Here is a 24,135-nt window from a genome sequence, read left to right on the forward strand (position 1 = left end):
TCCACCAGGTTACTTCATCATGAAGATCACCGAGATGGCGCTGCGCGCCAGTCGACTTACCTACTTTGTAGCGCTCATCATTTTCGTCGCCGGCATCGCGACCTTCCTGAATTTTCCTTCTCAGGAGGAGCCGACTGTCACGGTCCGCGATGCGATGGTCACGGCGTTGAACCCGGGGCTGCCCGCCGAACGCGTTGAGCAACTCATTGCCCGGCCGATCGAGGAGCGCTTGCGCGAACTGGCAGAGGTCAAGCGCGTGACGAGCACCGTGCGCGCAGGCAGCGCCATGATCCAGGTCACGATCTGGGACCGCTACACCGACTTGGCACCGATCTGGCAGCGCGTCCGGGCCAAGGTCGCCGATTCGAAGGATGCCTTACCACAGAGCACGATGGGGCCTTTCGTCGACGAAGACTTCGGCCGCGTCGCGGTTGCCTCGATTGCGGTCACTGCACCAGGTTACTCCATGAGCGAGATGCGCGTCGCGCTCAAGCAGATGCGCGACCGCCTGTACACCGTGCCTGGTATTGAGCGCATCACTTTCTACGGCCTGCAGGAAGAGCGCGTCTATCTCGAATTCGATCGGCCTAGGCTCGCGCGATTGGAGCTGACACCACAGGGGGTGATCGACCAACTCGTCAAACAGAACGTCGTCGCTTCGGGTGGACAAATTGTTGTCGGCGGCATCAATGCAACCTTGGCGGTCAGTGGCGAAGTGCGTGACGCTCCCTCCCTGCGAGCAATGCCGATCGCGCTGCCACGACCGCAAAGTAGTACGGCGCCCGTGCCGACGATCGCATTGGGTGAACTGGCGCAGGTGAGTGTGCGGCCAGCCGATCCGCCGGAATCTGCTGCCATCTACAAAGGCCAGCCCGCTGTCGTCATGGCGGTTTCGATGGCCTCCGGTCAGAACGTGGAGCAGTTCGGAAAAGCGCTCAAAGCACGGGTTGCAGACCAGGAGAAGCTGCTGCCGGCGGGTTTCGATCTGTCATACGTCACTTTCCAGGCCGATGTCGTCAAGCACGAGATGGGCAAAATGAACCACGTCATGATGGAGACGATCATCGTCGTCCTCGGTGTCGTCGTGCTATTTCTCGGTTGGCGCACCGGGATCATCGTGGGCATGATCGTGCCGTTGACGATCCTCAGTGCACTCATCGTCATGCGCGCGATGAACATCGAGCTTCAGAACGTCTCGATGGGCGCCATCATCATTGCGCTCGGCTTGTTGGTGGACAACGGCATTGTGATTGCCGAAGACATCGAACGCCGCCTGGCCGGTGGCGAAGATCGTAAGCATGCCTGCCTCGAGGCGGGCCGCACGCTCGCCATTCCGCTGCTCACGTCCTCGCTCGTGATCGTGATCGTGTTCTCGCCGTTCTTTTTTGGCCAGAACGCCACGAGCGAGTATCTGCACAATCTCGTGGTCGTGCTGGCACTGACGTTGTTCGCTTCGTGGCTGCTGTGCCTGACTGTCACGCCCCTATTGTGCTACCACTTCGCCAAACCCCATCACAAGCAGGAGCAGGGCGACGCCTATGACACCCGCTTCTACCGTGGCTACCGGCGCGTACTGGAGTGGGTGCTCCACCATAAGGCGGTCTATGTAGCGTCGATGATCGCGGCGCTTGCCATTGCGCTGTATGGCTTCACCACCCTGCCGTACGATTTCATGCCCAAGTCCGACCGGCTTCAGTTCCAGATTCCGGTGCAGCTCGCCCCCGGTACCGACTCGCGCGAAACGCTCGCCCGCGTGAAGCAGATCAGTGGTTGGCTGGGCGACACGAACATCAATCCAGAAGTCTCCGATCACATCGGCTACGTCGCCGATGGTGGCCCGCGCTTCATCCTTAGCCTGAATCCACCACTGCCGGCATCGAACATCGCGTACTTCGTTGTCACATTGAAGCCGAAGAGCGACATCGACGCCGTCCTCGCCCGCACCCGCAGCTACTTTGCGCAAGCACATGGCGACGTGCGCGCCGAGCCCAAGCGTTTCTCGCTCGGTGCGACCGAGTCAGGGACTGCCATTTATCGCGTCAGCGGTCCGGATGAGGAGGTATTGTTGGGGGCCGCGTCCAAAATCGAAGCAGCGCTGCGCAAGCTGCCCGGCACCATCAACGTCAAGAACGATTGGGATACGCGCGTTGGCCGCATCGACGTACGGGTCGACCAGGACCGCGCGCGTCGGGCGGGCGTGACGACTGAAGACATCGCTGGCGGGCTGGATGTCCGCTACAGCGGCAGATCGATCTCGGTTATTCGCGACGGTGACACCTCCGTCCCGATCGTCCTGCGCAGTATCGTAAGCGAGCGTCGCAGCACGGCAGACGTAGGCGCGACGCTCATCTATCCCACCAACGGCGGTCCAGCGGTGACGCTGGCTCAGGTCGCAGACGTATCGCTCGCGAGCGAGCCCTCGGTCATCCAACGGCGCAATCTCATCCGCACGATCACCGTGCAAGGACAGAACACCTCTTACACCGCCCAGGAGATCATCAACCGCCTGGCGCCTAGCGTCGCTGCCCTGGACCTGCCCGCGGGCTACTCGGTTGAACTTGGCGGCGAGATCGAGGAAGCCGCCGAATCGAACGCCGCGCTGTCGACCTACATGCCCCTCGCATTTCTGGCGATGCTGATGCTGTTCGTATGGCAGTTCAATTCTTTCCGCAAGCTCGGTGTGATCCTCGCGACGATCCCTTTCACGCTTATCGGCGTGGTATTGGCTCTGAAGCTGACCGGCACACCTTTCAGCTTCATGGCGACCTTCGGCGTACTGGCCCTGTTCGGGATCATTGTCAACAACGCCGTGCTCTTGCTGGAACGCATCGACCAGGGGCTAGCGGAAGGCCTGCCACGCCATGAAGCCTTGGTTGGGGCCGCGATACAACGGCTTCGTCCAATCGTGATGACCAAGGTCACCTGCATTTCGGGACTGGTGCCACTCATGCTCTTCTCCGGACCATTATGGAAAGGGATGGCGATCGCGATGATCGGTGGGCTGGCACTCGGAACGCTGGTGACGTTGGGCTTGATTCCGCTGCTTTACGAAGTCCTGTTTGGAATCAAGCGAATTGGGCCGTGGAACCTGAGTGTCGCCACCGCGCATGGAGATCGCTCATGAGTCTCTTGCGAGCCGCCGCGTGCTGCGCATTCTCAGAATTCGTATGCACCCACGCTTCATGCGTATGTCTCGCTAGGCTTATGCGATTCAGCACCCATCCGCTGATCTGGAAATCCTGGTCGATTGTCATTGCCGCAGGGGTTCTAGGAGCGGGCTATCCACTGGGCCTGCGGGCCATCACGGCGGGCGGTCCGATGCGCTGGGTCGGCCTCTGTGTGGCAGTGACGTGCATGGCGGCCAGCGGCGCACTTTTGTGGTTCGCGCTCAAGCGGATTCCGATCAGCGCGGCCTCTGCAGCCTGGGCAGGAATCGGGCTACTTGGAAACTTGGGCGTCGGCGCCCTCCTACTAGGCGATGTCGCATCGGTAACGCGCTGGTCTGGCACCGCCCTCATCGCAGCAGGCATTGCCTGTCTTAGTTTCGTTTGATCAAGGAGACCCATTATGAAGAGCAAAACTGCATTGATCCGCGGCGGCATCTTTTTTTGCGTAGCAGGCGCGCTCTCTGGATGCGCGACCAACAGCATGACGCGCTCCGGATTTCTCGGCGACTACGAGAAGTTATCGCCGACACGATACGAGAACGTACTGATGTACCGCGCAGCGGGATTCGAGCCCAAGCGTTATGCCGCTGTCGTGGTGGAAGAAGCGCAGATCAAGACCGCCTCGGGTCGCATCGATGGGCTCGATGACGCGCAGCAGCGCGAAGTGCTAGACCATGTGACGAGCGAACTGAAACGCCAGGAAGGCAAAAGTCCCGCCCCCCCAGGTGGCGCGGGACAGGTTCGGGTGCGTGTAGCGGTCACCGAACTGCAGACACCGAATCGGGCAGTCAATGCAATGACGACCCTGCTGGTTGGACCCGTGACGACGGGTGGTGCCAGCCTAGAGTTCGAAGCAGTCGATTTAAGGACGGGACGCCGGGTTGCTGCCGCCAGTTGCTTCGAGCGCGGCAACGTCATTAAAGAGTTCGCCGGTTCGTACACATTGCTGGGTCATGCCAAAGCGGCGATCACGAACTGCATCGAGCGCATCGACAGCGCTTGGCGGGACACGCAGCCATGAGCAACGCTTCACAGGCTTGGCTCCGGCAGGATGCCATGGTCGGCGGTGATCACAAATGGCTGGCGGGTGGCGACTGGACGATAGAGCACTACGCCAGTCTGGCAAAATCCGTGTCCGCCGCCCGCATCAGTCATGCCGAGGGGTACGCCACTCCCTTACTCGACTGGACGCAAGTCCAGAGACTGGACACCGCCGGCGCGGCTCTGCTGGTGGAAATTCTCGGGCCAGACTCGATACTCGACCGGCCGGAGGCAGCTCCAAATCTGTCCTCGGATCGCCTCGCCCTAATGAGAGCGCTGGCCGCCGCTGCTACCGATCAGCAGAAGACGGAGAAAGCAGCGGTGAGCGGGAATCCTCTGCTCCGCGGTCTGGGACGCATAGGCCTGACCTTGGAACAGGGCTGTCGTGCGTGTCTTGGTCTGGCCGGGTTCGTGGGCCAGATCATCGAAACATGGAGCCGTACCGTTCGTCACCCGCGTCGCTGGCGCGCGACCTCGGTGATCGCTCAAATCCAGCGATCAGCGGTGGACGCCATTCCCATCGTGGCGCTACTGAGCTTCATGGTAGGAATGGTGGTGGCGTTCCTGGGAGCAACGGTGCTGGCCAACTTCGGTGCGAGCATCTTCTCGGTGCATCTGGTCGCCTTCTCGTTCATGCGCGAGTTCGGAGTGCTGCTCCCGGCCATATTGATTGCAGGCCGTACCGCAAGCGCGTACACCGCCCAAATCGGTTCGATGAAGGTAAATGAAGAGATCGATGCGCTTCGCTCCAACGCGCTCGACCCCATCGAGTTACTGGTGCTGCCACGCGTGCTGGCGCTTCTTGTGTCCTTGCCACTGCTCACCTTAGTAGGCATCTTGGCTGGCATTGCGGGCGGCGCCACCGTATGCGCACTGAGCTTGGAAATTCCTCCCGCACAGTTCCTTGCCATCGTGCAGGAAAAAATCGAGGTGCGCCATTTTCTTGTCGGAATGAGCAAGTCCCCGCTCTTCGCGGTGATGATCGCCGCTATCGGCTGCCATGAAGGGTTCAAGGTCGCCGGTAGCGCTGAGTCGGTAGGCGACCACACGACGTCTAGTGTCGTGCAATCAATCTTCATGGTGATCCTGATAGACGCCATCGCTGCACTGTTCTTCATGGAGATGGGCTGGTGAGCGCGGTGAAGCAAGACACCGACAACGGTGTGCGACACGCTATTGAAGTGCGCGGCCTGGACAACAGGTTTGGAACCCAGCAGGTCCATCAGGACCTAGACCTGGACGTGCGGCGCGGGGAAATCCTTGGCGTGGTGGGAGGGTCAGGCACCGGGAAATCCGTGCTCTTGCGTAGCGTCGTCGGGCTGCAGAAGCCGCATTCGGGCGTGGTCCGTATCGGGGGGCGCGACCTACTGCGAGCCCAATGGCTTGCGCGCGCGCGTATGGAGCGAAGGTTCGGCATTCTGTTCCAGAAGGGCGCGTTGTATTCATCGCTGACCGTCTTGGAGAACGTCGCTCTTCCTTTGATCGAGCATGTCGGTCTGGCGCGGCCTCTTGCCGAGCGTTTGGCAAGAAGCAAGCTGGGCTTGGTGGGGTTGCCTGCCGGAGCGGGAGACAAGTATCCGGCCTCGTTGTCCGGAGGCATGGTGAAACGAGCAGCACTGGCGAGAGCCTTGGCGCTTGATGCGAACATCCTGTTTCTTGACGAACCCACCGCAGGACTGGATCCAATCGGGGCTGCATCTTTCGACCAATTGATTCTGACCCTGCGCAATGCACTGGGCCTCACGGTGTTTCTGGTAACCCACGACCTCGATACGCTGTACACCATATGCGACCGTGTCGCGGTCCTGGCGAACCAGAAGGTACTCATCAACGACGGCATCGAGGCAGTCGAGCGCTTCAAGCACCCGTGGATACAGGAATACTTTCACGGCCCCCGTGGCCGTGCGGCCGCACAGGCCACTGGTGCTTCCAGCCAAGAGACGCAGCCATGAAACCCCTCCGCATCTGCATCATTCTTCCGTCGCGCACGCATTGGGCTGGGCGCACGCAATATTTAAACTCTGAGAACGAGGTGGTCTGATCATGGAACCACGTGCCCATCATGTATTCATTGGTCTGTTCGTCGTGCTGCTCGGTGCGATTGGTATTGGCTTCGCGCTTTGGCTCAGCGACACACGTTCCGACCACGATTACCAGTATTACCGGATTATGTTCGATGAGCCAGTGACCGGGCTTACGCCCGGCAGCCAGGTTCAGTACAGCGGAATCACGATTGGCGAAGTCGTTGCACTTTCTCTTTCACCGCGAGACCCAAGGCGGGCGATAGCGCGCGTACGCATCAATGCCACCATCCCGGTCCGGCAGGATACCCGCGCTGAATTGGTCATCACGGGAATTACCGGCAACGCGGTGATCGAGTTGAGCGACGGTGGGCCAAACGTGCCATTGCTGGATCGGAGAGAGGACGAGGAACCGTTGATCCTCGCACCACGTTCGGCGATGGCATCCCTGGTCTCCGGTGAGGGGAACAGCATGACGACACTCAACGGCATCTTGCTGCGCACGCAGGAGTTACTGTCGAAGGAGAATTTGGCTCTTGTGCACCGCAGTCTGGTGAATCTTGAACAGACCACGGGCGCGGTCGCTGACCAGAGGGCCGAGATCGCGACGTTAATCAGCAATCTGACCGAAGCAAGCAGAGAATCGACAGCTGCCGTGCGCCAAGCAAATAGCACTCTTCGCGATGCCAACCTGCTACTAAATAACGATGGTAAGCAAATCATGGTGAACACGCGTGATGCAACGGCATCCCTCGAACGCGCCGCTTTCAGGGTTGAGACGCTACTGCAAAACAATCAGGAATCGCTGAACCAGGGCTTGGCCGCCACAGGTCCTGCCATGCACGAACTCCAGCAGGCGCTGGCCAATCTAAACACCGTGCTGCGCCGACTGGATCGCAATCCGGCGCAATACCTGCTCGGTGGAGAGAACATTGAGGAAACCAAGCCGTGAACACTTCCGCCAGGATGATTCCCGTCGCTGCCGTGACTATGACGCTAGTACTCGGCTTGTCCGCGTGCAGTGTGCTTCCCAAAGCTAAGCTCCAATGGTCACCTACAAATTGCCCGACTATCACATCGCCCAGGCGGAGAGTACGCCGCGCGCCGTTCCGGGACCCGGGGCGCTGCGCGTCTACGCCCCTGAGAGTAGTCGCGTCCTGGATTCGGAGCGGCTGTTCATTGCGCAGCCCGATGGTCGCTTGTCGGCTTGGCAAGGAGTGCGTTGGGCCGACCCCGCACCGGTGCTGCTGCGTGACCGAATCGTCGAAGCCTTCATGCGCGATGGGCGGTCGACTTCCGTGATTACCGATAGCACCCCAATGAGCGCCGATATGGAGTTGCGCAGTACGCTGCGGGCGTTCCAGCTCGAATACCGCGGCACTGAAGCGATCGCCGCGGTTCGGCTCGATGTGCAACTGGTCGATCCGGCCAAACGGACTGCTATTGCCAGTAGACGCTTCGAAGCAATCCAAGCCACAGGCAGCAAGCGAGAGGCCGATGTGGTGAGCGCGTTCGGTGTCGCCACGGATATATTGGCCGGGCAGATCGTTGAATGGGCAGTTCAGGTCGGGGCAGCGCGTTTGCGAGTTGCACCGGAATTGGCAAGCAACCATGCACCCACAGCGTCGTCGATAAGCACAGACTAGTCGTCTTAACGGAGCACAGAAGCTAGGGCCAAAACGCTGCTCGACACCTTAACTCGGTACGACAGCCTACGGCCCCGATCCAATCCCAGGACCTCTTTGCCGTCCAACCTCCCATGACACACCGCCGCCGCGTACAGTCGCGGCGATCTGCTGCCCCAGTCGTGGCTCGATTATCGGCCGCCAAGGCACCAGACTGAATCCCATGCCGTCATCGAGCAGCGCATAGCGACCGCTGGCGAGCATGACCGAGCGCCGGTAGATGCCGGCTACGCGCTGCCCGTCTGTGACGTGCCGATGCTCCAATCCGCTATCGGCGGCAATGTGCTGGGCGGCCTGCGCCAGCTCCCGATTGCGCAGCGTTTCCAGCAGATTCCGGGAGAGAATCAGCCGCTGCCCGCGCCGCTGGGCCAGCCCCTGTTCTTCGAGGAAGTCGGCGCGCTGCTGCAAGGCTTGCCTAGCATCGCCGCCAAAGCCCAGGTCGCCCAGTCCCTTGCCGCCGCCGATCAACTGCTGATCCAGCCAGGTCGCGCCGATGACGCGGGCCTGCCGTTCAATCGGCAGATGCGATTTCAGTTCGACCGCCACGCCGCCCAGCCGCTGCGCGTCGTACTGGCGGCCACGCTCGGCCAAGTCGTCCGGCACCTTCCATAACCCCTCGGCCACGCGCTCCACGATGCCGGCCCGCCGTAGGGCTTCCAGCCGGCGGATATGGGCCGCCACAGCCTCTTGCGGGTCGCGGCCGGGCTTGGCTCGGCCTTGCTCGATCGCCAGGTGGTGATCGGTGCGGTACAGGCCATTGCTCGCCAGCGTGGCGATGTTCTTGTCGGCCGCCCGCACCTCGGCGGAACCGCGTACCTCCACCACCGCGCCGATGGGATAGTTCGCCAGCTCGTCGCGGGCGTCCAACGCGACGTAGTGGGCTTTGCCGTCCAACCCGTCGATGACCAGATAGCCGCGGTCGTGCAGCTCGTCGGCCAGACCCTTAGCAGCCACGCGACCGACGATAGTGCGGCCGTCGTCGCCCGGCTCGAACACCGCCAGCTCGCGAGGCTTGCCGCTCATGGCCCGCTGCATCGTTCGGATGATGTCGCCACGCTCGCCCAGGGCACGCAAGGTCTTCTCCGCGTCCGCATGGACGGCCCAGGTGCCGGGCTGCACCTCGTCGGCCAGGCCCAGGCGCTGCAAGTGTTGCAGGCGGCCGATCAGCAGCAGGCGCTGGCGTTGCAGCCGGGGTTCGTTGAAGCGTTCGATCTGCACCCGGCCATCCTCGCCGGCCTCGCGCTGCAACGTGCGGTCGAGGCTCGTCCACCGCTCTTGCTCCACCTCGCGCTGCAAGGTCTGCTGGATCTCCAGTTCGGTGCGCGGCCCCAGCCATTCCGTCGCCAGCTCGGCGGCGCGATGGCGGAAGCCGTGGGCGATGTAGTCGCCCGCGATGATGAGGTCTTTGCCGGTATCGTCGCGTCCGCGCACGATCAGGTGCGTGTGCGGGTTGTCGGTGTTCCAGTGATCGACCGCCACCCAATCCAGCCGCGTCCCCAGGTCGGCCTCCATCCGGTTCATCAGGTGCCGGGTGTAGGTGCGCAGGTCGTCCAGCTCCGCACTGTCTTCAGGTGAGACGATGAAGCGGAAATGATGTCGGTCGTCCTGGCAGCGTTCCTTGAAGGCATCGAGGTCGGCTTCGTCGGTCTGCGGCCCGTAGGCACGGCCCGGCTCGCCGTTCCGGCCGGCACCGTCGCGCTCGATGTAGCGCAGGTGCTTGGCGAGCGACTGCGGACTGGCGTTGCGCTGGTTGACCAGCAGCGTCTTGATGGTCACGCGCCGTGACATAGGGGTCAGCTTTGCGCCTGCGAAGCGCGCCGCCGTATGGCCGCGTCCAAGCCGTGAGCCGGGCCGCTGGCCGGCGTGCTGGCCGCTCCCGCCAGCGGTAGGACGGCGCACCGCCGACTTGCCGCCGCTGGCCTTGCCAGCCTGCTTGAGCACCTTGGAAACGAAGCTCTGGCCCTGGCCTTTGCCTCGGTTCTTCGGCGCGCCAGGGCGCACCCAGAAATCATGGTCGCCGCGGTCGGTCATGGCTGTGCTCCCTGCAAGCTCCGGCGTGTCCGAGCGTGCGAAGCACGCGGACATGCCTGCATCGGCGCGTGCCTCGCGCCCCACGCGGCACGGCGGCGAAGCCGCGCCGTGCCGCGCCACCCCCACGTGCAGACTGGCTTTGCGGGCGGCAGAGTGCCGAACCCTTTTGTCTTGCCTTCCGCCTTTGCCCCTCGCTCCCGCTCCGGGCATCGGCGGCCCGGCGGCGCTGCTGCACGAGCAGCCAGCCCGCCGGCGAACACGCCAATGGCCGCAGGCCAGGCGCGTTCGAGGCAAGACGCCTGCACGTTGGGCGGCTGCGCCGAAGGCAGCGCGAAGTGCGGTGCGAATGCACCCGCACTGCACGCGCGACGACACGGCGACGAACAGTAGAACGACATGCCCGATGGCACGATGAGAGGCGCGGCAAAGTGCAGCGAATCGGCGGCCATCATGGACGTGTCTCCAGCCAGATCGGATGCGCAACGCCGATCACGGCGAACGCGCTGACCGGCCCGAAATAGCGGCTGTCGAACGACGCCGGGTTGGTCGCGCTCAACAGGAACAGTTCGCCCGGTTGGAGACGGCGGCAAAGCTGCAAGGATGGCAGCGGCCGGCCCAGCCGGTCGGCAGGCAGGGCGGCGGCCACCGGCACGCCGTCGATGCGAACCTGGCCGGCGACGATGCAAACGTGTTGTGGCGCGACTGCGCCCACACGTTTGAGCAGCGGAACGCGGGTCGGCAGGTAGCCGCGCTGCGCAGCCAGCATGGCGGCCCTGTCGGGCAGCGGCATCAGCACGATGCTGTCCACGGACAGCGGACGTGGCCGCGAGGCGGTGCGCGGGTCGAACGGTTCGATGCGATACCAACCGACCGCCACGCTGTCGGACGGGTTGTAGGCCATTCGCGGCAGGGGCTGCACGAACGCCGCCCAGGCCAGCGCAGCGAGGCCGACGGTGGCGAAGCCTGCCAGCACGAGGCGAGCGCGCAGGCGCGAGCGAGGATGCGGCACGGGGCCGGTCGTGGAAATCGTGGTCATGGCAATGCCCTCCCGGCCAGCCAGGCGGCGTGCCGTTCTGCGGTGTATGTGGGTAGCGCCGAGCGCGCTGCGAGCCGGTTCGCGAGCGTGCGCCAGTACGCGGGCGATGTGTCTGCGGCTGCGATGCCCAGCGCCTCGATGCCGTCGATGCGTTCCAGCACGGCGCGCACGTTGGCATCGCCTTCGGCGTGCAGCAGCAGACGCGCGCCCGGCTGCACGCCGGGGATGCGCTGCACGGCGTCCAGCGGCGTGGCGGTCTGCATCACCATGAGCTGCCAGCGGATCGTGCCGTAGTCGTTGGCCTGCCAACGGATGCGGCACAGAACCGCGTTCGGCAGGAACACGGCGCAGCGCCGCCAGCGGTCGAGCTGGAGCGTGCGCGCCGGTTCGCCGAAGCGCAGGTAGAGCTTGAAGCGCGGTTCGATGTAGGCCAGCGCCACGCGCGTCAGCGGCACGTTGCCGGCCTGGCCGGCGAGTGTCGAAGGCGCCGGCGGCGGCGCAGCCGTGGGCGCACTTGCTTTGGGGGTGTGGGCGGTCGAAGCGGATGCGTTCACGGCGTGCCCTCCGGGGGAAACTCCCGCTCCAGCAGGTCGCGCAGCAGTTCGGCTACGGTCACGCCTCGCGTGAAGGCCGACACCTTGATGCGCGCCCGCATGGCGGGCGTGATGTCGAGCGTCAGTCGAGCGGTGTAGAGGTCGCCTTTCTGCACGGCATCTGCGTCGCCCTGGCGAATCCACGCTTCGGCGTGCGGATTCGCTGGGGGACGCGCACCGATGCCGACGCGCTTGCTGCGTGGTGGTGGCTTCCCAGTCATGTCGGCCACCGCAGCAGTTCGTCGGTGAGCGCGGCGATCTCGCGGGCAGCGGCGCTGTCGGGCGCGGTTTCGCGGGCGAGCCGGCCAGCGGCTACGCTGTCGGCAAAGACGATGCGCTGGTGGATCTCCGAGCGCAGCGCGGGCAGCGGCTGTTCGGCCAGCGATTGCCGTGCCTCCCTGCCGATGATGGTGGTGCTGACGCGCCGGTTGATGACGAAGGCCGCGCGCAGCGCTGGCCGGAACACCTGTGCTTCGCGGATCAGTGCGACCATCTCGGCAGAAGCCCATACGTCGTAGGGGCTGGGCTGCACGGGGATCAGCACGCGCTCGGCCGCCAGCAGCGCGGAACGCGCGAGGGCGGCGATGCGCGGCGGGCCGTCGATGATGATGTGATCGGCCCGCCTGGCGAGTTCTGGCGCTTCCTGATGCAGCGTTTCGCGGGCAAGGCCCACGGCGCTGAACAGACGGGGCAGGCCCTGCTGGCTACGCCGCTGCGTCCAGTCGAGCGATGACCCCTGCGGGTCGGCATCCAGCAGGATGACATGCAGGCCGCGCATCGCCAGTTCGCCGGCGATGTGCGTGGCGAGCGTGGTCTTGCCGACGCCGCCTTTCTGGTTGAGAAACGCGAAGATCATGGCGCGGCCCTCCGAGCTGGAAAGCCGGCCTGGCCGTGCCGTTTCGTGGTTGTCCACCGAAACGGCGCGCTTCTACTAAAAGTTATGTATTTCTTGTTAGGTAAGTTAGAGGGAACGCAAACCCGCGCCGTTGTTGGCTTTCCGGCGTTTTCGTACTCCTGATAGCACGAGGGTCGTACTCCTGATAGCACGATACCCGGTACTCCTGATAGCACGAGGCCGTCCACAGGTTCTCCCGCAGTTATCCCCGTGCCGCGTGCGGCACGGGCCGGAAGGTCAGCAGCTCGGTGTTGTCGTCCGGCATCCGCTCGATGCCGAGGACGTAGCCGGGCAACGACTGCCGCGCCACCAGGGCGCGCACGTCGTAGGCGAAGTCCGAGAAGCGGGCCGCGCTGCCGGATTTGCGGTACAGGTGTCGGAAGTCGAATTGCCAGCCGTGCTCCTGCCGCCCGCCATGCTTGCGCACCAGGCGGTACAGCCAGCGTTCGATACCGCCCTTCAAGCGGAAATAGGCCGGGTCGATGGTCAGCACCAGGGCGGCGTCGAGCACGCCGGCATAGAACCAGTCCGGCAAGATCAGCTCGATGCCCAGCGGGGTGCCGCTGGCGTCGGCGAGTTCCTTCCACTCGTTGATCCACGAGAAGCGATGCAAGCGCCTTCCCGTGGTTTCGCGGATGGACGTGGCCACCGTGGTCGATTGCAGCCGGTCGAGGGCGGCCTTCAGGCGCTGGTAGTCGTTGAGGGACGTGCCGCGCCCGATGAAGCGCAAAATCTCGTAAGGCGTGGCGCGTATCCAGCGCGACGGGCGCAGGCCCGCGTCGCGCGCCTCCACGATCTGCGAGGCGGCCCATATCAGCACGTCGGCATCCCATATCGTTGCGATGCCGTGCTCCTGCGTGCCTTCCACGCGAATGGTGACGTTCCCGCTGCGGAAGTCGATCGGCGCCGTGCGCCGCGACTTGGCAAGCGAGAAGAACGGAAAGGCCATCAAGTCCTGGGAATCGCGTGGCGCCATGTCGCCCGGCAGCGCGCGGAACAGATCGAGCTGTTCGCGCTGCGGCAAGGCTTGCCCTGGCGGGCTGGACATGGCGAAGGCCACCCACGCGCCGACGATCAGCGGCCATCACGGTAGTCGCCCGCGTGGCGCTCGGCGTATTCGGGATCGGACGTGGCCTCGTAGCTGCGCTGGTCGGCCCAGGCATCGAGGTCGGACACCGCGTACATGACGCGGCGGCCGAACTTGCGGAACTTGGGGCCGCCGCCGATCACCCGCTGCTTCTCCAGCGTGCGCGGCGACAGCCGCAGGTAGTCGGCGGCTTCGTCGTTTGTCAGGTAGCGTTGAGGCTGCGAGGTCGCAGTGACGGCAGCGGCGGCAGGCCGCGAGGGAGCAGGTCGCATGGGATGTACCTCCATCAAGCCCGGCCACACCACGCGGCCGGATAGAGGCACTCTCAAGAAAGCAAGGCTTCTTGCTAAGGGACGATTCGCACGGGTCGAGAAACGTCCCCCCTAATGCGACGGGAACATTGGAAGCTGCGCTAGTCGGCGGTAGCCGCCGTGCATCAGCTCATCGCCGCGGCGTACCAGCCGCCGTACGCGGGCACGCAATGCACTGTCTTTGTGCCAGTCGGCCGCGACGGCATCCGCGCCGAACAGACCTTCGCCCACCTCGCGCAAGGAGGCTCCCGCGAGGGTCGCGTCGAGCGCTTGCAAGGTATGCAGTTCCAGCAGCGCGGCGGGCGTGGGGCGGGAGCGGGCTGTTGCCACAGGCGTGGCCACGGTTGCGGCAGATAGCGCATCCAGCTTCGCAGCGAGCGTGCGGTAGCGCGCACAGGGCGTGGCGCAGGCGCGTGTGGCGTAGAGATAGGCCGAACCATCTTCCAGGTCGGGTGCGAGTGCCAGCCGAACGCAGCAGCCTGGCCAATGCGATACGAGCACCAGGCGCTTGCCGTCGTGGGTCAGTTGCTTGCGCCCAGGAATGCGCCAGAACTCGAAGGTATGCGCATCGGGTGGTGGGTCGGCGTCGGGGTATAGCTGCACCACGGCATCGTGATCGGGGAACCAAGCAGGATGTGCGTCGCGCGCATCCAGGCCGGGATCTTCCAGCAGGCGCAGGCCCCAGGCCTGCGCCGCATCAGGCTTGCGACGCCGGCGTAGCCAGTCGCGCCGGTAGCTTGGATTCCTGCGCAAATACTCCCAAGCCAGCGCTGGGCCATCGAGGTGCAGCGTGTAGAGATACGCGGCCGTGGGATACCAGTGTTGGCTGCTGCGGTCAGTCATGGCGAAACCTCCCTGTTTCTGGGAACGTCGCCACAATTCCGCTGTGCGGGAGCTATCGAATCGCCATCAAGTGGTCATCAAACTCGGGTTACGCTTTAACTGCTGGTGTCAAGACAGATTCGCTCCAGTGCATTGCCGAAATCGTCTAAATGCGACGACTGCACCGCCCGGAAATGGGGTGCAGCATTGAACACCGTGCCGAATCTCGCGCCTGGCATCATGACTGTTTTGGTCAGGAGCGCACCACCCTGGTGCAAGCATGCGGATCAAGACTTGCCAGGTCTTGGCTAAGACCGAAATAGTCACAATGCGATACTTTTTGCCTGGTCGCGCTGGAATGCGTCAATCGGTGATCGAACCGTTTTCCTGAGCCAGTCGAACGTATTCCGACAGCGGCCGCGTCGGCTGGAAATACCGATCTCGTATCACGGGCTGCTTGAGCGGCCCGACGATGGACGCCAGATCGGACAGCTTCACCGTCGCCAGGGCAGGCATCCCGATCCCGAGGTCGATCAGGCCGTAGGCCGTATCGCCATCGGTCGGATCGAGCGCGGCCAATAGCCAGGTCGCATGTGCGTCCGGTGTGAACAGGCGCACCACGGGCAGCGGGTCACATTCCTGGCCTGCGGCGCGGGTGAGGCCGTGGGCCAGTAGGTGCACCCGGTCTTCCTCGGTGACAAGCGTGGTCAAGGCCGCGCCCCTTCCACGAACACACGCAATCGCCGAGGCGCATCTGTGCCTGCGGACGGATGCACGTATGCGCAAGCGCACGAAGCCGCAAAAGCGGAGAGGCACGAAGGCGTATTGGTGGAAGTCAGGAAAGACACGGATGCGGTTCCCTGGGTCTGAGGAAATCCGCAGATGCGGATCTCCGTAAAAGCACGGAAAAGGAAAACATCACCACCAAATGAACACTATAGATTGTAGTCCTATAGGGCGCAATGGGCTGTCATCTTGGTTTTTTGGGGAAACCATAGGTGGCAGCGAAGAACTCATTGGCAGCGGCGATTCGGACGGTAAGGAAGGCGCGTGGTTTGAGCCAGGAAGCGTTCTCCAACGTGTCCAGTCGCACCTACATGAGCACGCTGGAGCGCGACCTGAAAAGCCCAACCATCCAGAAGCTGGCCGATCTGTGCGAGGTCATGGAAGTGCATCCGCTCACGCTGCTCACATTGGCTTATGCCGGTGACAGCACCCGCGAAGCTGATGAATTGCTGGCACAGGTGCGCCAGGAACTCAGGGCGATATTGGAAGAGCCCGACACGCCTTAGCGCGTTGGCGTGTGGTACTGAATTGCAGCAAGCGGAGCGCGCAGCGCCGCAGGCGCGAAGGCGTGAGGGATTGAAGCCGGATGGCCGTGACGGCTTGCCGGCACGGGGCGAAGCCCGAAAGCCCGGCGGCGCTTACAGCGCCGACACGCCACACACCGCTCGTTGACACGGATTGCGAGCCACAAGGCACGCATGCAGGCCCGCCGTGACGGGCGTATCCAGCACGCGGCAGCAGCAGAAATCCTGCGCGTGCGGTGCTGCGATCAGCAGCATCGCGCCCCGCCGCAGTGGGCGGGACGCGGTAAGCGGCTGTCAGGCCGCCTTCGGCTTGTTGCGCGACCAGATCAGGTCGTGCGTGCCGTCCTCGTTCTCGATCAGGCGGGCATAGACCGTCGCCGGGAACGAAGGGTCGTCGATGGATACGGACAGGTATTCCCGCCCGGCCTCGCTGGTCTTCTTCCACGCTGCGCCGACTTCGTGGCCAGCCGCTTGCAGGTGGAAGTCGGGGGCGTTCTCGGTGTCGCCCTTGTCGTTGGGAACCAGCTTGACCTTGACGTTGAGCGTCAGGGTGCGAAGCGTGCCGGTGAAGCCGTCTTTCTCTGCGGTGAAGGTGCCGATGTTAGCCATGATGTTTCTCCTTTCGGGTTGAACAAGGTCGCGCCAGTGCGTCCTTGTTGTGATCCGGCCGGCGGGGGATGGGCTGGTCGCACCGCACAGCGGTCGCAACAACGTGGAGAACCTGGAAGCGAAAAGAATTTGTCCCGCGAGGAATGCGCGCAGCGCAGGGGAAATTGTTTTCGCTGCAAGGTTGCGGCCATCAAGCACAAGGCGCAGCCGCGCCACCGCCAGGATTCACAACAAGACAAGGACGCACAGGCCGCCCGCTCCCGAATGGAGACGTGGCCAACTCGGCATCCCCGCGTGACGGCTGCACCGGCTTGCGCCCTGACGCGGGCCAGGTCAATGCCCCGACGACAAGGCCAGAGCGCCCCTGCCGCAGCTCACGGCCACATACTGAGGCGTGGTGTGGAAGCTCCATAGAAGCGAGGCTGGGCGGCGTGTCGGTGAACCGTCTTTCGTGACGTACAGACAACGAACCGCCAGCGTCGGGGACGGCACGCTTTCGTGCAACCTGCCGCAGCAAGCCGGGGCGTAGCCACACCAGCCCCGCCCATTGCGGCGGGGCTCGGTCGAATCGTTGGCGGCGCGATGCGCCGCCACACTTGCTGGCTTCGTGGATTTCGCGCACGAGCGCCCTTGTGCGTGGCCCCATCGCCGCCTGTCCGAAGGCGGCGATGGGGCGTTTTGGCTTTGAGCAGTGAAACCGGGCGCGGCCACCGCCGCGCCCGGAGTTTTCGACCACCGGCCCCAAGGCGGCACGGCTTGGGGCCGGTGCGGCTCGTTATTCCTTGGTTTCGATGATCCACCACACGGCGCGCGGCAAGGCGCGGCCCGTGAGGGGATGCAGATCGGTCAGGTCGGCGCGGGCCGTCCAGCCACGCGGCGGACGGTAGCCGCGCACGTCGCCGTCGCCGTGCCAGCGGCGGGCGCGCACCGTGCCGGAGGCATAGGTCGCAGCTATGCGGGGGCGGTTTGCGGGTTGGTGGGTCATGGCAGGCATCCTCAACATGAAGCGCCCCGGCCGGAACCGGGGCGCTATCTACGGTGCGAAGTCACGCGGCCAAAGCCTCGGCCTGCGGCTGGTCATCCGCCACGGCGGCCACTTCTTCCTGTGCTTCGGCTTCGCCATCCGCCGGCGCGTCCTGCCCGGTCTGCTGCGGGCCTTCGGAGCGGAAGATGGCGGGCATCCAGCCGGTGCCAGCGGCCAGCCGTTCGGCTTCGCTGGCAATGTCGCCCTTCTTCAACTTCGCCAGTCGGGTGACGTGCGAGGGCGCGAACCCGCCAACGGCTTCCAGAATCGCGGCCTTCGGCACATGCCGGAAGTAACCCTCATTGGTGGGCTGCCACCACGCGGCCATATCCAGCCCCACGGCCTGCGCCAGTTCCGCGCCGGGCTGGTGCGGCGTGGCGCGAGGCGTCACCACGTCCACCGTGGAAGCTAAGCACACGGCCAACAGCCGCACCAGTTCATCCTGTGATTTCGCCAGCAGCGCGGCGAACAGTTCGGCGCTGTCCTCCGGCAAGGTTTCGCCTGCCACCTGTTGCAGTTCGCGCAGCGCCACGGCGGCGGGTGATTCCGGCCAGTCCGGGGCCATGCCTTCCAGCCGGTCTTGCACCGTGAGGCGCACACCCAGCGGCAGGTCGTGCCCGTAGTGCCTTTCCTGCAAGACGGTCTGCACCATGCCATGCACCACGGCGGCCAGCGCTGCTTGCGGATGCCGTGCAACTTCGATTTGCAGCGCAGCGGTACGGTGCGCGCTCAACCGCTGCGCCAGTCGGTCAGACATGGCGGCGGTCTTGGGCTGCTCGTCGTCCTCGCCTGCGTCCTCGTTCGCGGCTTCGCCTTCGCTGCCGAAACCCTGCCGCAGCCGCTCCAGCGTGCGCAGTGCCTTGGCCTCCGCTTCGCGCAGCAGCCCGCGATGAATCGCGGCCTGCCCGTCGCGGTCGATGGTGACAATGGCACCGGCTGCGGCCTTCACGTTGGCCGCATAGTCCAGCAAGCCATCTTCCAGCGCCTGCAACTGCTCGCCCAGGCGTTCGCCTTCTTCCTGCAAGGCATCGGCCTTTTCCTCGTCCTCGTCGTCCAGCGCGGCATCCACCGCCTCGGCCAGTTCGTGCAGCTTGGTTTGCAGCTTCTCGATGCGCTGCGCGTCGCGCTTGTTCGGACTGCGGCGTTCCCTTGGCGCACGCTGGAAGGCTTGCAGATCGGCATGGGTCATGCCCGGCGTGGCATCCACCCACGCCCAGCCCTCGGCCTGCACCTTGGCGGCGATACCTGCCAGCTTGTCCTGCGCCAGCCGTTCCAGCAGTGCGGCATCGGTCAGATACACGCCTTTGTCGCCCTCCGCGAACAGGTCGCGGCGGATGCCACCGCCTTCCTGCTCGTAGCCGTCCAGCCCGACAAAGCGCACCAGCGGATGCCGGTAGGCGTCGATTTCGCGTTCGGTCAGGCGGTCGCGCAGGTTGTGCGGGCCGCGCTGCCATGTGGGCGCATCGTAGAACGCGGCTTCCTGCGCAGCATGGTCGTCGGTGATGGCGAGGGCCATCAACTGGTCAAGGCTCACGGCCTCGGCCCGGTAGTCGGCCAGCAGGCGCGGCGACACGTTGGCGAGTTTCAGACGGCGCTGCACCACCAGCGGCGTGACGCTGAAATCCGCTGCAATGTCCTCGATGCTGCGGCCTTCGGCCACGAGCGCGGCGAACGCCTCGAACTGGTCGGCGGGGTGCATGGCTTCGCGCTGCACGTTCTCGGTGAGGCTGGCCGTGCGGGCGGTGCCATCGGCCACCAGCAGGCAAGGCACCTCCCATTCCTTGCTAATGCGGTGCTTTTTCGCCAGCAGCTTCAACGCTGCGAGGCGACGGTCACCGGCCACGACCTCGTAATGCTCGCCATCGGCGGCGGCAATCACGATGAGGTTTTGCAGCAGGCCGACACGCTGGATGCTGGCGGCGAGTTCGGGAATGGACATGCGCGGGGTCTTGCGCACGTTGCGGCCAGTGGGACGCGACACCAGCCGCGACAGCGGAACCAGAATCAGGTTCTTGGTCGGATCAGCGGCTTCCAGCGGGATAGCGGCGGCGGTGTTGATGGCGCGGGCTTCGGTTTGGGTAACGGCGTTCATGGTGATAACTCCTATCGGTTCAGGGATGCAGCAGCGAAGAAAGCGACAAGGGCTGCTGCCTGCCCCTGCCGCGTGGGGATTCAGGCTTTCAACTGGCGCATGCCATCGGCCAGCAGCCAGAGGGCGCGATTTAGTCGGATGTTTTGGTCGATGCCCTGCACCGGGCGGGTTTGCTGTCGGCGCCCGTTGGCGCTGCGGCCACGCAGCCCGCCTTGGGTCAGGTTTTCTTGGGTGCGGTTGAACACGCTCCACAGGTCGGGGCGGCGGTCGTCGAAGCGGCGCGGCATCAGGATTTGCGATTCCGTGATGGGCGCGGGCTTGTCGGGGTCGTCGTACTTGAGGGCGAGCGCGGCGCGGGCGAACACTTCGGATTCGCCATCGTCCAAGGTGATGCCGCGCATGGCATCGCGCGATTCCTTCACCCGATCGAAACCGCTCAAGACTTCGTAAGCCCCCTCAATGACCAGACCGGCCACGTCGCCTTTATGGGGCACTCGCACATCGGCCACGGTGTTGCCGCAGACAAGGCCATTGCTGCACACGAACCGGAACATTCCGGCCAGCATCTGATAGCTGCTGGTGCCGTCGTGCGAGTTCAGCAGCACGATTTCGTTGGCCTCCGCGCCGTTGATCTGGCTGGCATGGCGCAAGCGAATCATGTGTTTGGTGTGCTCGCGCTTGCCTTCGTCGCGCACGCGGGTTTGCGTCACCATGAAAGGCTGGAAGCCTTCTTTGCGAAGCTCGGTCAGCACGGCGGCGGTGGGGATATAGGCGTACCGCTGCGAACGGCTCTCGTGCGGGGCATCCGCGAAGATGGACGGGGCCACGCGGTGAATCTGGTCGTCGGACAGCGGGTAATCGCTGCGCAGCGAGGGGGAGCGGAAAGCGAAACGGGATGCGAGTTGCATGGTCTTTCTCCTGACAAAAGAGGTTTGCTGTTCACACCGCACACCGGATTTCTAGATTCGGAGCCCAGCCTTTCGGCTGTTTGGTGCGGTCGGCACGAGGAACCCGGTTGGCCCTGTTGCCACCGTCTTTCCTGAGTTCATCGCCCGCGCCCAAAGGAGCGCGCGGACGGGGGCCGTCAAGGAGCCAAGCGCAGGGTTGGTGCGGCCCGCAGGCGCAGCCGAGGACACGGCCCTGCGCGCCTTGACGGCACACGGTCGCGGGCTACGGTCGCGGGTAAGGTGATGAAGTCAGGGGAGACGGCTGGACAAGGCAACGGCCATCCCTTTGTGCTGACCGCACGCAAGCGAAGCGCGCAGGCCCGAAGCTGGAAGCCGGGCCGTAGGCGTCAGCGATGCGGAAGGCTGGCGAAGCCAGTCCCGCCAGGGATGAGCGACTAGCGAACCTGGAGCAGCGCGATCCGCGAAGCGGAGACGCAAGAGGACTCTTCGTTTACCATTTGTTTCGCAAGCAAATGATGGGAAAGCAAGAACACGGAGATATAGAGATGATTGTCTGCATCAACCGCCTCAAACAGTTCGGAATCTTCAGCGACTTCAATGGAACGAAGATCCAAAAGTTCGGCCGGTACAACCTGGTCTATGGTTGGAATGGAACAGGCAAGTCAACGTTATCGAATCTATTCTCTTGCTTTGAGCTTCGCTCGATGGTTCCCCGCTTCAGCACGGGCCAATTTTCAGTAGTTCTGGAGGATGGCTCAACGATCACGGAATCCACACTCCACTCATCCCAATTGAATATTCATGTTTTCAATCAACGCTTCGTGCATGAGAACATTGATTGGGACAAATCCGTAAAGAGCATCCTTCTTATTGCGAAAGAGAAGATTGATGACTTGCAGAAGCTGGAGAAGCTGAAGAGCGAGCTTCAGTCGAAAAAGAAGGCTCACGACGACAAGCAAAGCGATATCAAGAAGCAGCGTGAGGCATTAGAGAAGTTCCTGACCAATGCTGCCAAGAAAATGAAGCTTGGACTTCAGGCGATTGATACGAGCGACAGTTATTACTTGAATTACGACCGCCGCAAGCTCTTCAACTTCATACAGAATAACGGCGAGACAATTATCAAGGCGGAGTCGGTTCTTCCAGATGAGAGGGTTATCGACCTTACGAATGCCGCCAAGCCAGATCAGCTTCCAAGCATTGCTTTCGCCTCAACGGCCATTGAGCCGGACTACTTTAAGAAAGCGGCGGGCCGCATCAGAGATTTGATTGGGACTACGGCGGTCAATCAAGCAATCCAGCGGCTGACCGATAACCCGGAAATCCGCGAATGGGTTCAAGCAGGCTTGGAAATCCATAAAAACCACGACTCGCAATCCTGCGAGTTCTGCGGCTCTCCGTTCGCCCAGCTTCGTGCCGAGGCGCTTGCTGCCCACTTCAGCAAGGAGTTCACGGAGTTTCAGAGCCGACTTCAGAACGCGGCGACATGGATTGAATCTCAAGGCGCTCCAGCTAATCAGTTTCCCGCATCGACCGAGTTTTATAAAGAACTATCGGCCGAGGCAGAGAAGCTTCAAAAGGACTACGCAACTGCTGCTGAAAAGATCGACCAGCAAATCGACGCCTGGCGGGAAGCCCTGAAGGCCAAGATCACAGACCCTGGGAAGACAGACATTCAGATCTCGGATGTGGTTGAAGACGATGTCACCAATTTCAATGACATCCTGAAATCGATTGTTGCTCTCGTTGGAAAGCACAACAATAAGACTTCAAATTTCAAATCTGAGACCTCAAAAAGCAAGGTGGCACTGGAGCTTCACTTTGCTGCGGCTGAGGTGCAAGAGTTTGACTATGCTGGAAGTGAGAAGAAGTGCAATGACCTTGAGTCAGAAGCAAAGAACGACCATAAGGAAATTGAAAAAATTAGTCTAGAGGTCGGAGCCATAGAAGCGGCGCTCTCGAATGAAACGGTCGGGGCAAAGGAGTTCAATGACATCCTGCATCGCTTCATTGGCCGCTCTGAGCTTTGCCTGAACTTCAATCAGAAGAAGAAAGGCTATGAGATCATCAGAAACGGGGTTGGTGAGCACGATGGGAATTTGAGCGAAGGTGAGAAAACTGCGATTGCATTTGTCTATTTCATCACGAAGCTCAAAGAAAATGGAAATAACATCAAGGATACGATCGTCGTCGTTGACGATCCGGTCTCAAGCTTTGATTCTAATCACTTGTTTCACGCCTACTCGTTTTTGAGAACGCAATGCACTGAAGCCAAGCAACTTTTTGTGCTGACTCACAACTTCACTTACTTTAAGCTAGTGAGAGACTGGTTCACTGGCACCAATAGGAATCGAGTCAAAAAAGGCAACGCCGAGAATTGCTTCTTTTATCGCCTGGATGCGCCACCTGGCTCCCCTCGTCACTCCCTACTTGTGGATGCCGACGACTCACTCAAGAACTACGGTTCCGAGTACCACTATATCTTCAAGAAGCTCTACGAATATAGGGCGCACACAACACTCAATCGAGATGAGGCGTTCTTGACCGCCAACCTCGCCCGAAAGCTTGTTGAATCGTTTTTCACCTTCAAATATCCAAGGCGTCGAAGCGACATTAGTCAATTGATGGAGGCTGGCCTAAAAGATTGCACCATCACGACACCAGAGCTTAAAGAAAAAATCTACCGCTTTATCAATAAGTATTCACATAGCGACGTTATTGAGATAACAGAGGAATCCGCAGAAAACTTGGCAGGCGAAAGCCACAGCGTCATCGGGAACATCTTCCAGTGGCTGGAAGAGGTGGACAAGAAACATTACGACGAGATGATTCAGGTTGCGACGGCCTGAGCATCAGGCCGCGAGGGCCATAGCTATGCCACCAGGCGCAGCAAAAAGGGGCCGAAGCCCCTTGGGCTAGATCAGCCCATGCTCGGCGAACGATGCCGTTTCGTTGCCCGCAACGATGATGTGATCGAGCACGCGCACGTCCACCAGACCCAACGCTTCCTTGAGCCGCTGGGTCAGCGCCCGGTCAGCCGCGCTCGGCTCGGGGTTTCCGCTCGGATGGTTGTGCGAAACGACGACCGCCGCCGCATTGAGCCGCAGCGCCTCCTTGACCACTTCGCGCGGATACACCGACGCACCGTCAATAGTGCCGTGGAACATCTCCCTGTATTCGATCAGACGATGGCGCGTATCCATGAACAGCACTACGAACACCTCATGCTCGAAGCTGGCCAACTTTGTACGCAAGTATTCCTTGACCGCCGCCGGCGAAGTGAACTCTGCTCCGCGCCGCATTTTCCGGTCAATGACCTGGCGCGCAGCTTCCAGAATGTCGTCGGCCGATGCCGGTAGATAGCGCCCGTGCGCGTCGCGCACCAGCAGACAGGAATCGAACGAGGGAAAGGACAGTTGCGACATGATCGTGCTCCGGTTGCTCGGGCGGAATTGCCCGGAACCGGCGGCAGCACGGCGCAGCGCAAGCAGTCAGGGGTCGCA

23 protein-coding genes are annotated in these 24,135 nt (G+C 62.7%); 9 read left to right on the forward strand and 14 right to left on the reverse strand.

The window, feature by feature from the left end; all coding sequences use genetic code 11:
• Positions 1 to 19 precede the first annotated feature (19 nt).
• The 7 genes from J3A71_RS04390 to J3A71_RS04420 all read left to right on the forward strand — a co-directional run bounded on the left by J3A71_RS04390 (position 20) and on the right by J3A71_RS04420 (position 7,875).
• Positions 20 to 3,124 carry an efflux RND transporter permease subunit gene (locus tag J3A71_RS04390; RefSeq protein WP_003092293.1) on the forward strand — a complete coding sequence of 1,035 codons (3,105 nt, stop codon included), beginning with the start codon at positions 20 to 22 and terminating at the stop codon, positions 3,122 to 3,124.
• Between the two features lie 80 nt (positions 3,125 to 3,204).
• The gene (locus J3A71_RS04395) at positions 3,205 to 3,552 is read left to right on the forward strand and encodes an SMR family transporter (protein WP_038421338.1); all 348 of its coding nucleotides are present in this window, start codon (positions 3,205 to 3,207) and stop codon (positions 3,550 to 3,552) included.
• A gap of 15 nt (positions 3,553 to 3,567) precedes the next feature.
• Positions 3,568 to 4,188 carry a DUF3313 family protein gene (locus tag J3A71_RS04400; protein WP_000837791.1) on the forward strand — a complete coding sequence of 207 codons (621 nt, stop codon included), beginning with the start codon at positions 3,568 to 3,570 and terminating at the stop codon, positions 4,186 to 4,188.
• On the forward strand, positions 4,185 to 5,342 hold the full coding sequence (locus J3A71_RS04405) for an ABC transporter permease (RefSeq protein ID WP_209953647.1): 1,158 nt from the start codon (positions 4,185 to 4,187) through the stop codon (positions 5,340 to 5,342). Before J3A71_RS04400 ends, J3A71_RS04405 begins: the two co-directional genes overlap by 4 nt.
• Positions 5,339 to 6,160, forward strand: coding sequence for an ATP-binding cassette domain-containing protein (locus tag J3A71_RS04410; RefSeq protein ID WP_023093371.1), 822 nt, complete (start codon positions 5,339 to 5,341; stop codon positions 6,158 to 6,160). Before J3A71_RS04405 ends, J3A71_RS04410 begins: the two co-directional genes overlap by 4 nt.
• A gap of 91 nt (positions 6,161 to 6,251) precedes the next feature.
• On the forward strand, positions 6,252 to 7,181 hold the full coding sequence (locus J3A71_RS04415; protein WP_000433686.1) for an MlaD family protein: 930 nt from the start codon (positions 6,252 to 6,254) through the stop codon (positions 7,179 to 7,181).
• A 94-nt stretch (positions 7,182 to 7,275) separates the two neighbouring features.
• Positions 7,276 to 7,875, forward strand: a complete 600-nt coding sequence (locus J3A71_RS04420) for an ABC-type transport auxiliary lipoprotein family protein (protein WP_003124411.1) — start codon at positions 7,276 to 7,278, stop codon at positions 7,873 to 7,875.
• Between the two features lie 66 nt (positions 7,876 to 7,941).
• On the opposite strand, the gene J3A71_RS04425 is transcribed toward J3A71_RS04420, so the two are convergent.
• The 9 genes from J3A71_RS04425 to J3A71_RS04465 all read right to left on the reverse strand — a co-directional run bounded on the left by J3A71_RS04425 (position 7,942) and on the right by J3A71_RS04465 (position 15,400).
• Positions 7,942 to 9,945 carry a relaxase/mobilization nuclease and DUF3363 domain-containing protein gene (locus J3A71_RS04425; protein WP_000132148.1) on the reverse strand — a complete coding sequence of 668 codons (2,004 nt, stop codon included), beginning with the start codon at positions 9,943 to 9,945 and terminating at the stop codon, positions 7,942 to 7,944.
• Between the two features lie 448 nt (positions 9,946 to 10,393).
• Positions 10,394 to 10,981 (reverse strand): S26 family signal peptidase, encoded by a 588-nt coding sequence (locus tag J3A71_RS04430; protein WP_003092304.1) that lies wholly within the window; start codon positions 10,979 to 10,981, stop codon positions 10,394 to 10,396.
• Positions 10,978 to 11,535 carry a DUF2840 domain-containing protein gene (locus J3A71_RS04435; RefSeq protein WP_023093372.1) on the reverse strand — a complete coding sequence of 186 codons (558 nt, stop codon included), beginning with the start codon at positions 11,533 to 11,535 and terminating at the stop codon, positions 10,978 to 10,980. Before J3A71_RS04435 ends, J3A71_RS04430 begins: the two co-directional genes overlap by 4 nt.
• Positions 11,532 to 11,795, reverse strand: coding sequence for a hypothetical protein (locus J3A71_RS04440; RefSeq protein ID WP_000147048.1), 264 nt, complete (start codon positions 11,793 to 11,795; stop codon positions 11,532 to 11,534). The genes J3A71_RS04435 and J3A71_RS04440 overlap by 4 nt, the downstream gene beginning before the upstream one ends.
• Positions 11,792 to 12,430 carry a ParA family partition ATPase gene (gene parA, locus J3A71_RS04445; RefSeq protein WP_003092312.1) on the reverse strand — a complete coding sequence of 213 codons (639 nt, stop codon included), beginning with the start codon at positions 12,428 to 12,430 and terminating at the stop codon, positions 11,792 to 11,794. The genes J3A71_RS04440 and parA overlap by 4 nt, the downstream gene beginning before the upstream one ends.
• Positions 12,431 to 12,671: 241 nt before the next feature.
• Positions 12,672 to 13,517, reverse strand: a complete 846-nt coding sequence (locus tag J3A71_RS04450) for a replication initiator protein A (protein ID WP_022652188.1) — start codon at positions 13,515 to 13,517, stop codon at positions 12,672 to 12,674.
• Between the two features lie 26 nt (positions 13,518 to 13,543).
• On the reverse strand, positions 13,544 to 13,828 hold the full coding sequence (locus tag J3A71_RS04455) for a helix-turn-helix domain-containing protein (RefSeq protein ID WP_001247107.1): 285 nt from the start codon (positions 13,826 to 13,828) through the stop codon (positions 13,544 to 13,546).
• Positions 13,829 to 13,939: 111 nt separating this feature from the next.
• Positions 13,940 to 14,710, reverse strand: coding sequence for a DUF2285 domain-containing protein (locus J3A71_RS04460; RefSeq protein ID WP_003092318.1), 771 nt, complete (start codon positions 14,708 to 14,710; stop codon positions 13,940 to 13,942).
• 342 nt (positions 14,711 to 15,052) lie between these two features.
• Complete coding sequence (locus J3A71_RS04465; RefSeq protein WP_016487838.1) at positions 15,053 to 15,400, reverse strand: DUF2958 domain-containing protein; 348 nt, start codon at positions 15,398 to 15,400, stop codon at positions 15,053 to 15,055.
• Between the two features lie 287 nt (positions 15,401 to 15,687).
• Here J3A71_RS04465 and J3A71_RS04470 point away from each other — a divergent pair, with 287 nt between their 5' ends.
• Positions 15,688 to 15,981 (forward strand): helix-turn-helix transcriptional regulator, encoded by a 294-nt coding sequence (locus J3A71_RS04470; RefSeq protein WP_006379425.1) that lies wholly within the window; start codon positions 15,688 to 15,690, stop codon positions 15,979 to 15,981.
• A gap of 312 nt (positions 15,982 to 16,293) precedes the next feature.
• On the opposite strand, the gene J3A71_RS04475 is transcribed toward J3A71_RS04470, so the two are convergent.
• The 4 genes from J3A71_RS04475 to J3A71_RS04490 all read right to left on the reverse strand — a co-directional run bounded on the left by J3A71_RS04475 (position 16,294) and on the right by J3A71_RS04490 (position 20,632).
• Entirely contained in the window at positions 16,294 to 16,608 is a 315-nt protein-coding gene (locus J3A71_RS04475) for a DUF736 domain-containing protein (RefSeq protein ID WP_001273857.1), read from the reverse strand.
• A gap of 775 nt (positions 16,609 to 17,383) precedes the next feature.
• Positions 17,384 to 17,593, reverse strand: coding sequence for a hypothetical protein (locus tag J3A71_RS04480; RefSeq protein ID WP_022580212.1), 210 nt, complete (start codon positions 17,591 to 17,593; stop codon positions 17,384 to 17,386).
• Between the two features lie 61 nt (positions 17,594 to 17,654).
• A complete protein-coding gene (locus J3A71_RS04485) occupies positions 17,655 to 19,724 on the reverse strand; it encodes a ParB/RepB/Spo0J family partition protein (protein ID WP_000994919.1) in 2,070 nt (689 codons plus the stop codon).
• An 80-nt stretch (positions 19,725 to 19,804) separates the two neighbouring features.
• Positions 19,805 to 20,632, reverse strand: a complete 828-nt coding sequence (locus J3A71_RS04490) for a DUF932 domain-containing protein (protein ID WP_003092327.1) — start codon at positions 20,630 to 20,632, stop codon at positions 19,805 to 19,807.
• Between the two features lie 392 nt (positions 20,633 to 21,024).
• Here J3A71_RS04490 and J3A71_RS04495 point away from each other — a divergent pair, with 392 nt between their 5' ends.
• Complete coding sequence (locus tag J3A71_RS04495; RefSeq protein ID WP_001223964.1) at positions 21,025 to 23,481, forward strand: AAA family ATPase; 2,457 nt, start codon at positions 21,025 to 21,027, stop codon at positions 23,479 to 23,481.
• A gap of 66 nt (positions 23,482 to 23,547) precedes the next feature.
• Here the strand turns inward: J3A71_RS04495 and radC are convergent, their stop codons facing one another.
• A complete protein-coding gene (gene radC / locus J3A71_RS04500; protein WP_003092330.1) occupies positions 23,548 to 24,057 on the reverse strand; it encodes a DNA repair protein RadC in 510 nt (169 codons plus the stop codon).
• Positions 24,058 to 24,135: the final 78 nt, after the last annotated feature.

The organism is Pseudomonas sp. PvP089, assembly GCF_017875165.1.
GTDB lineage: Bacteria > Pseudomonadota > Gammaproteobacteria > Pseudomonadales > Pseudomonadaceae > Aquipseudomonas > Aquipseudomonas fortuita.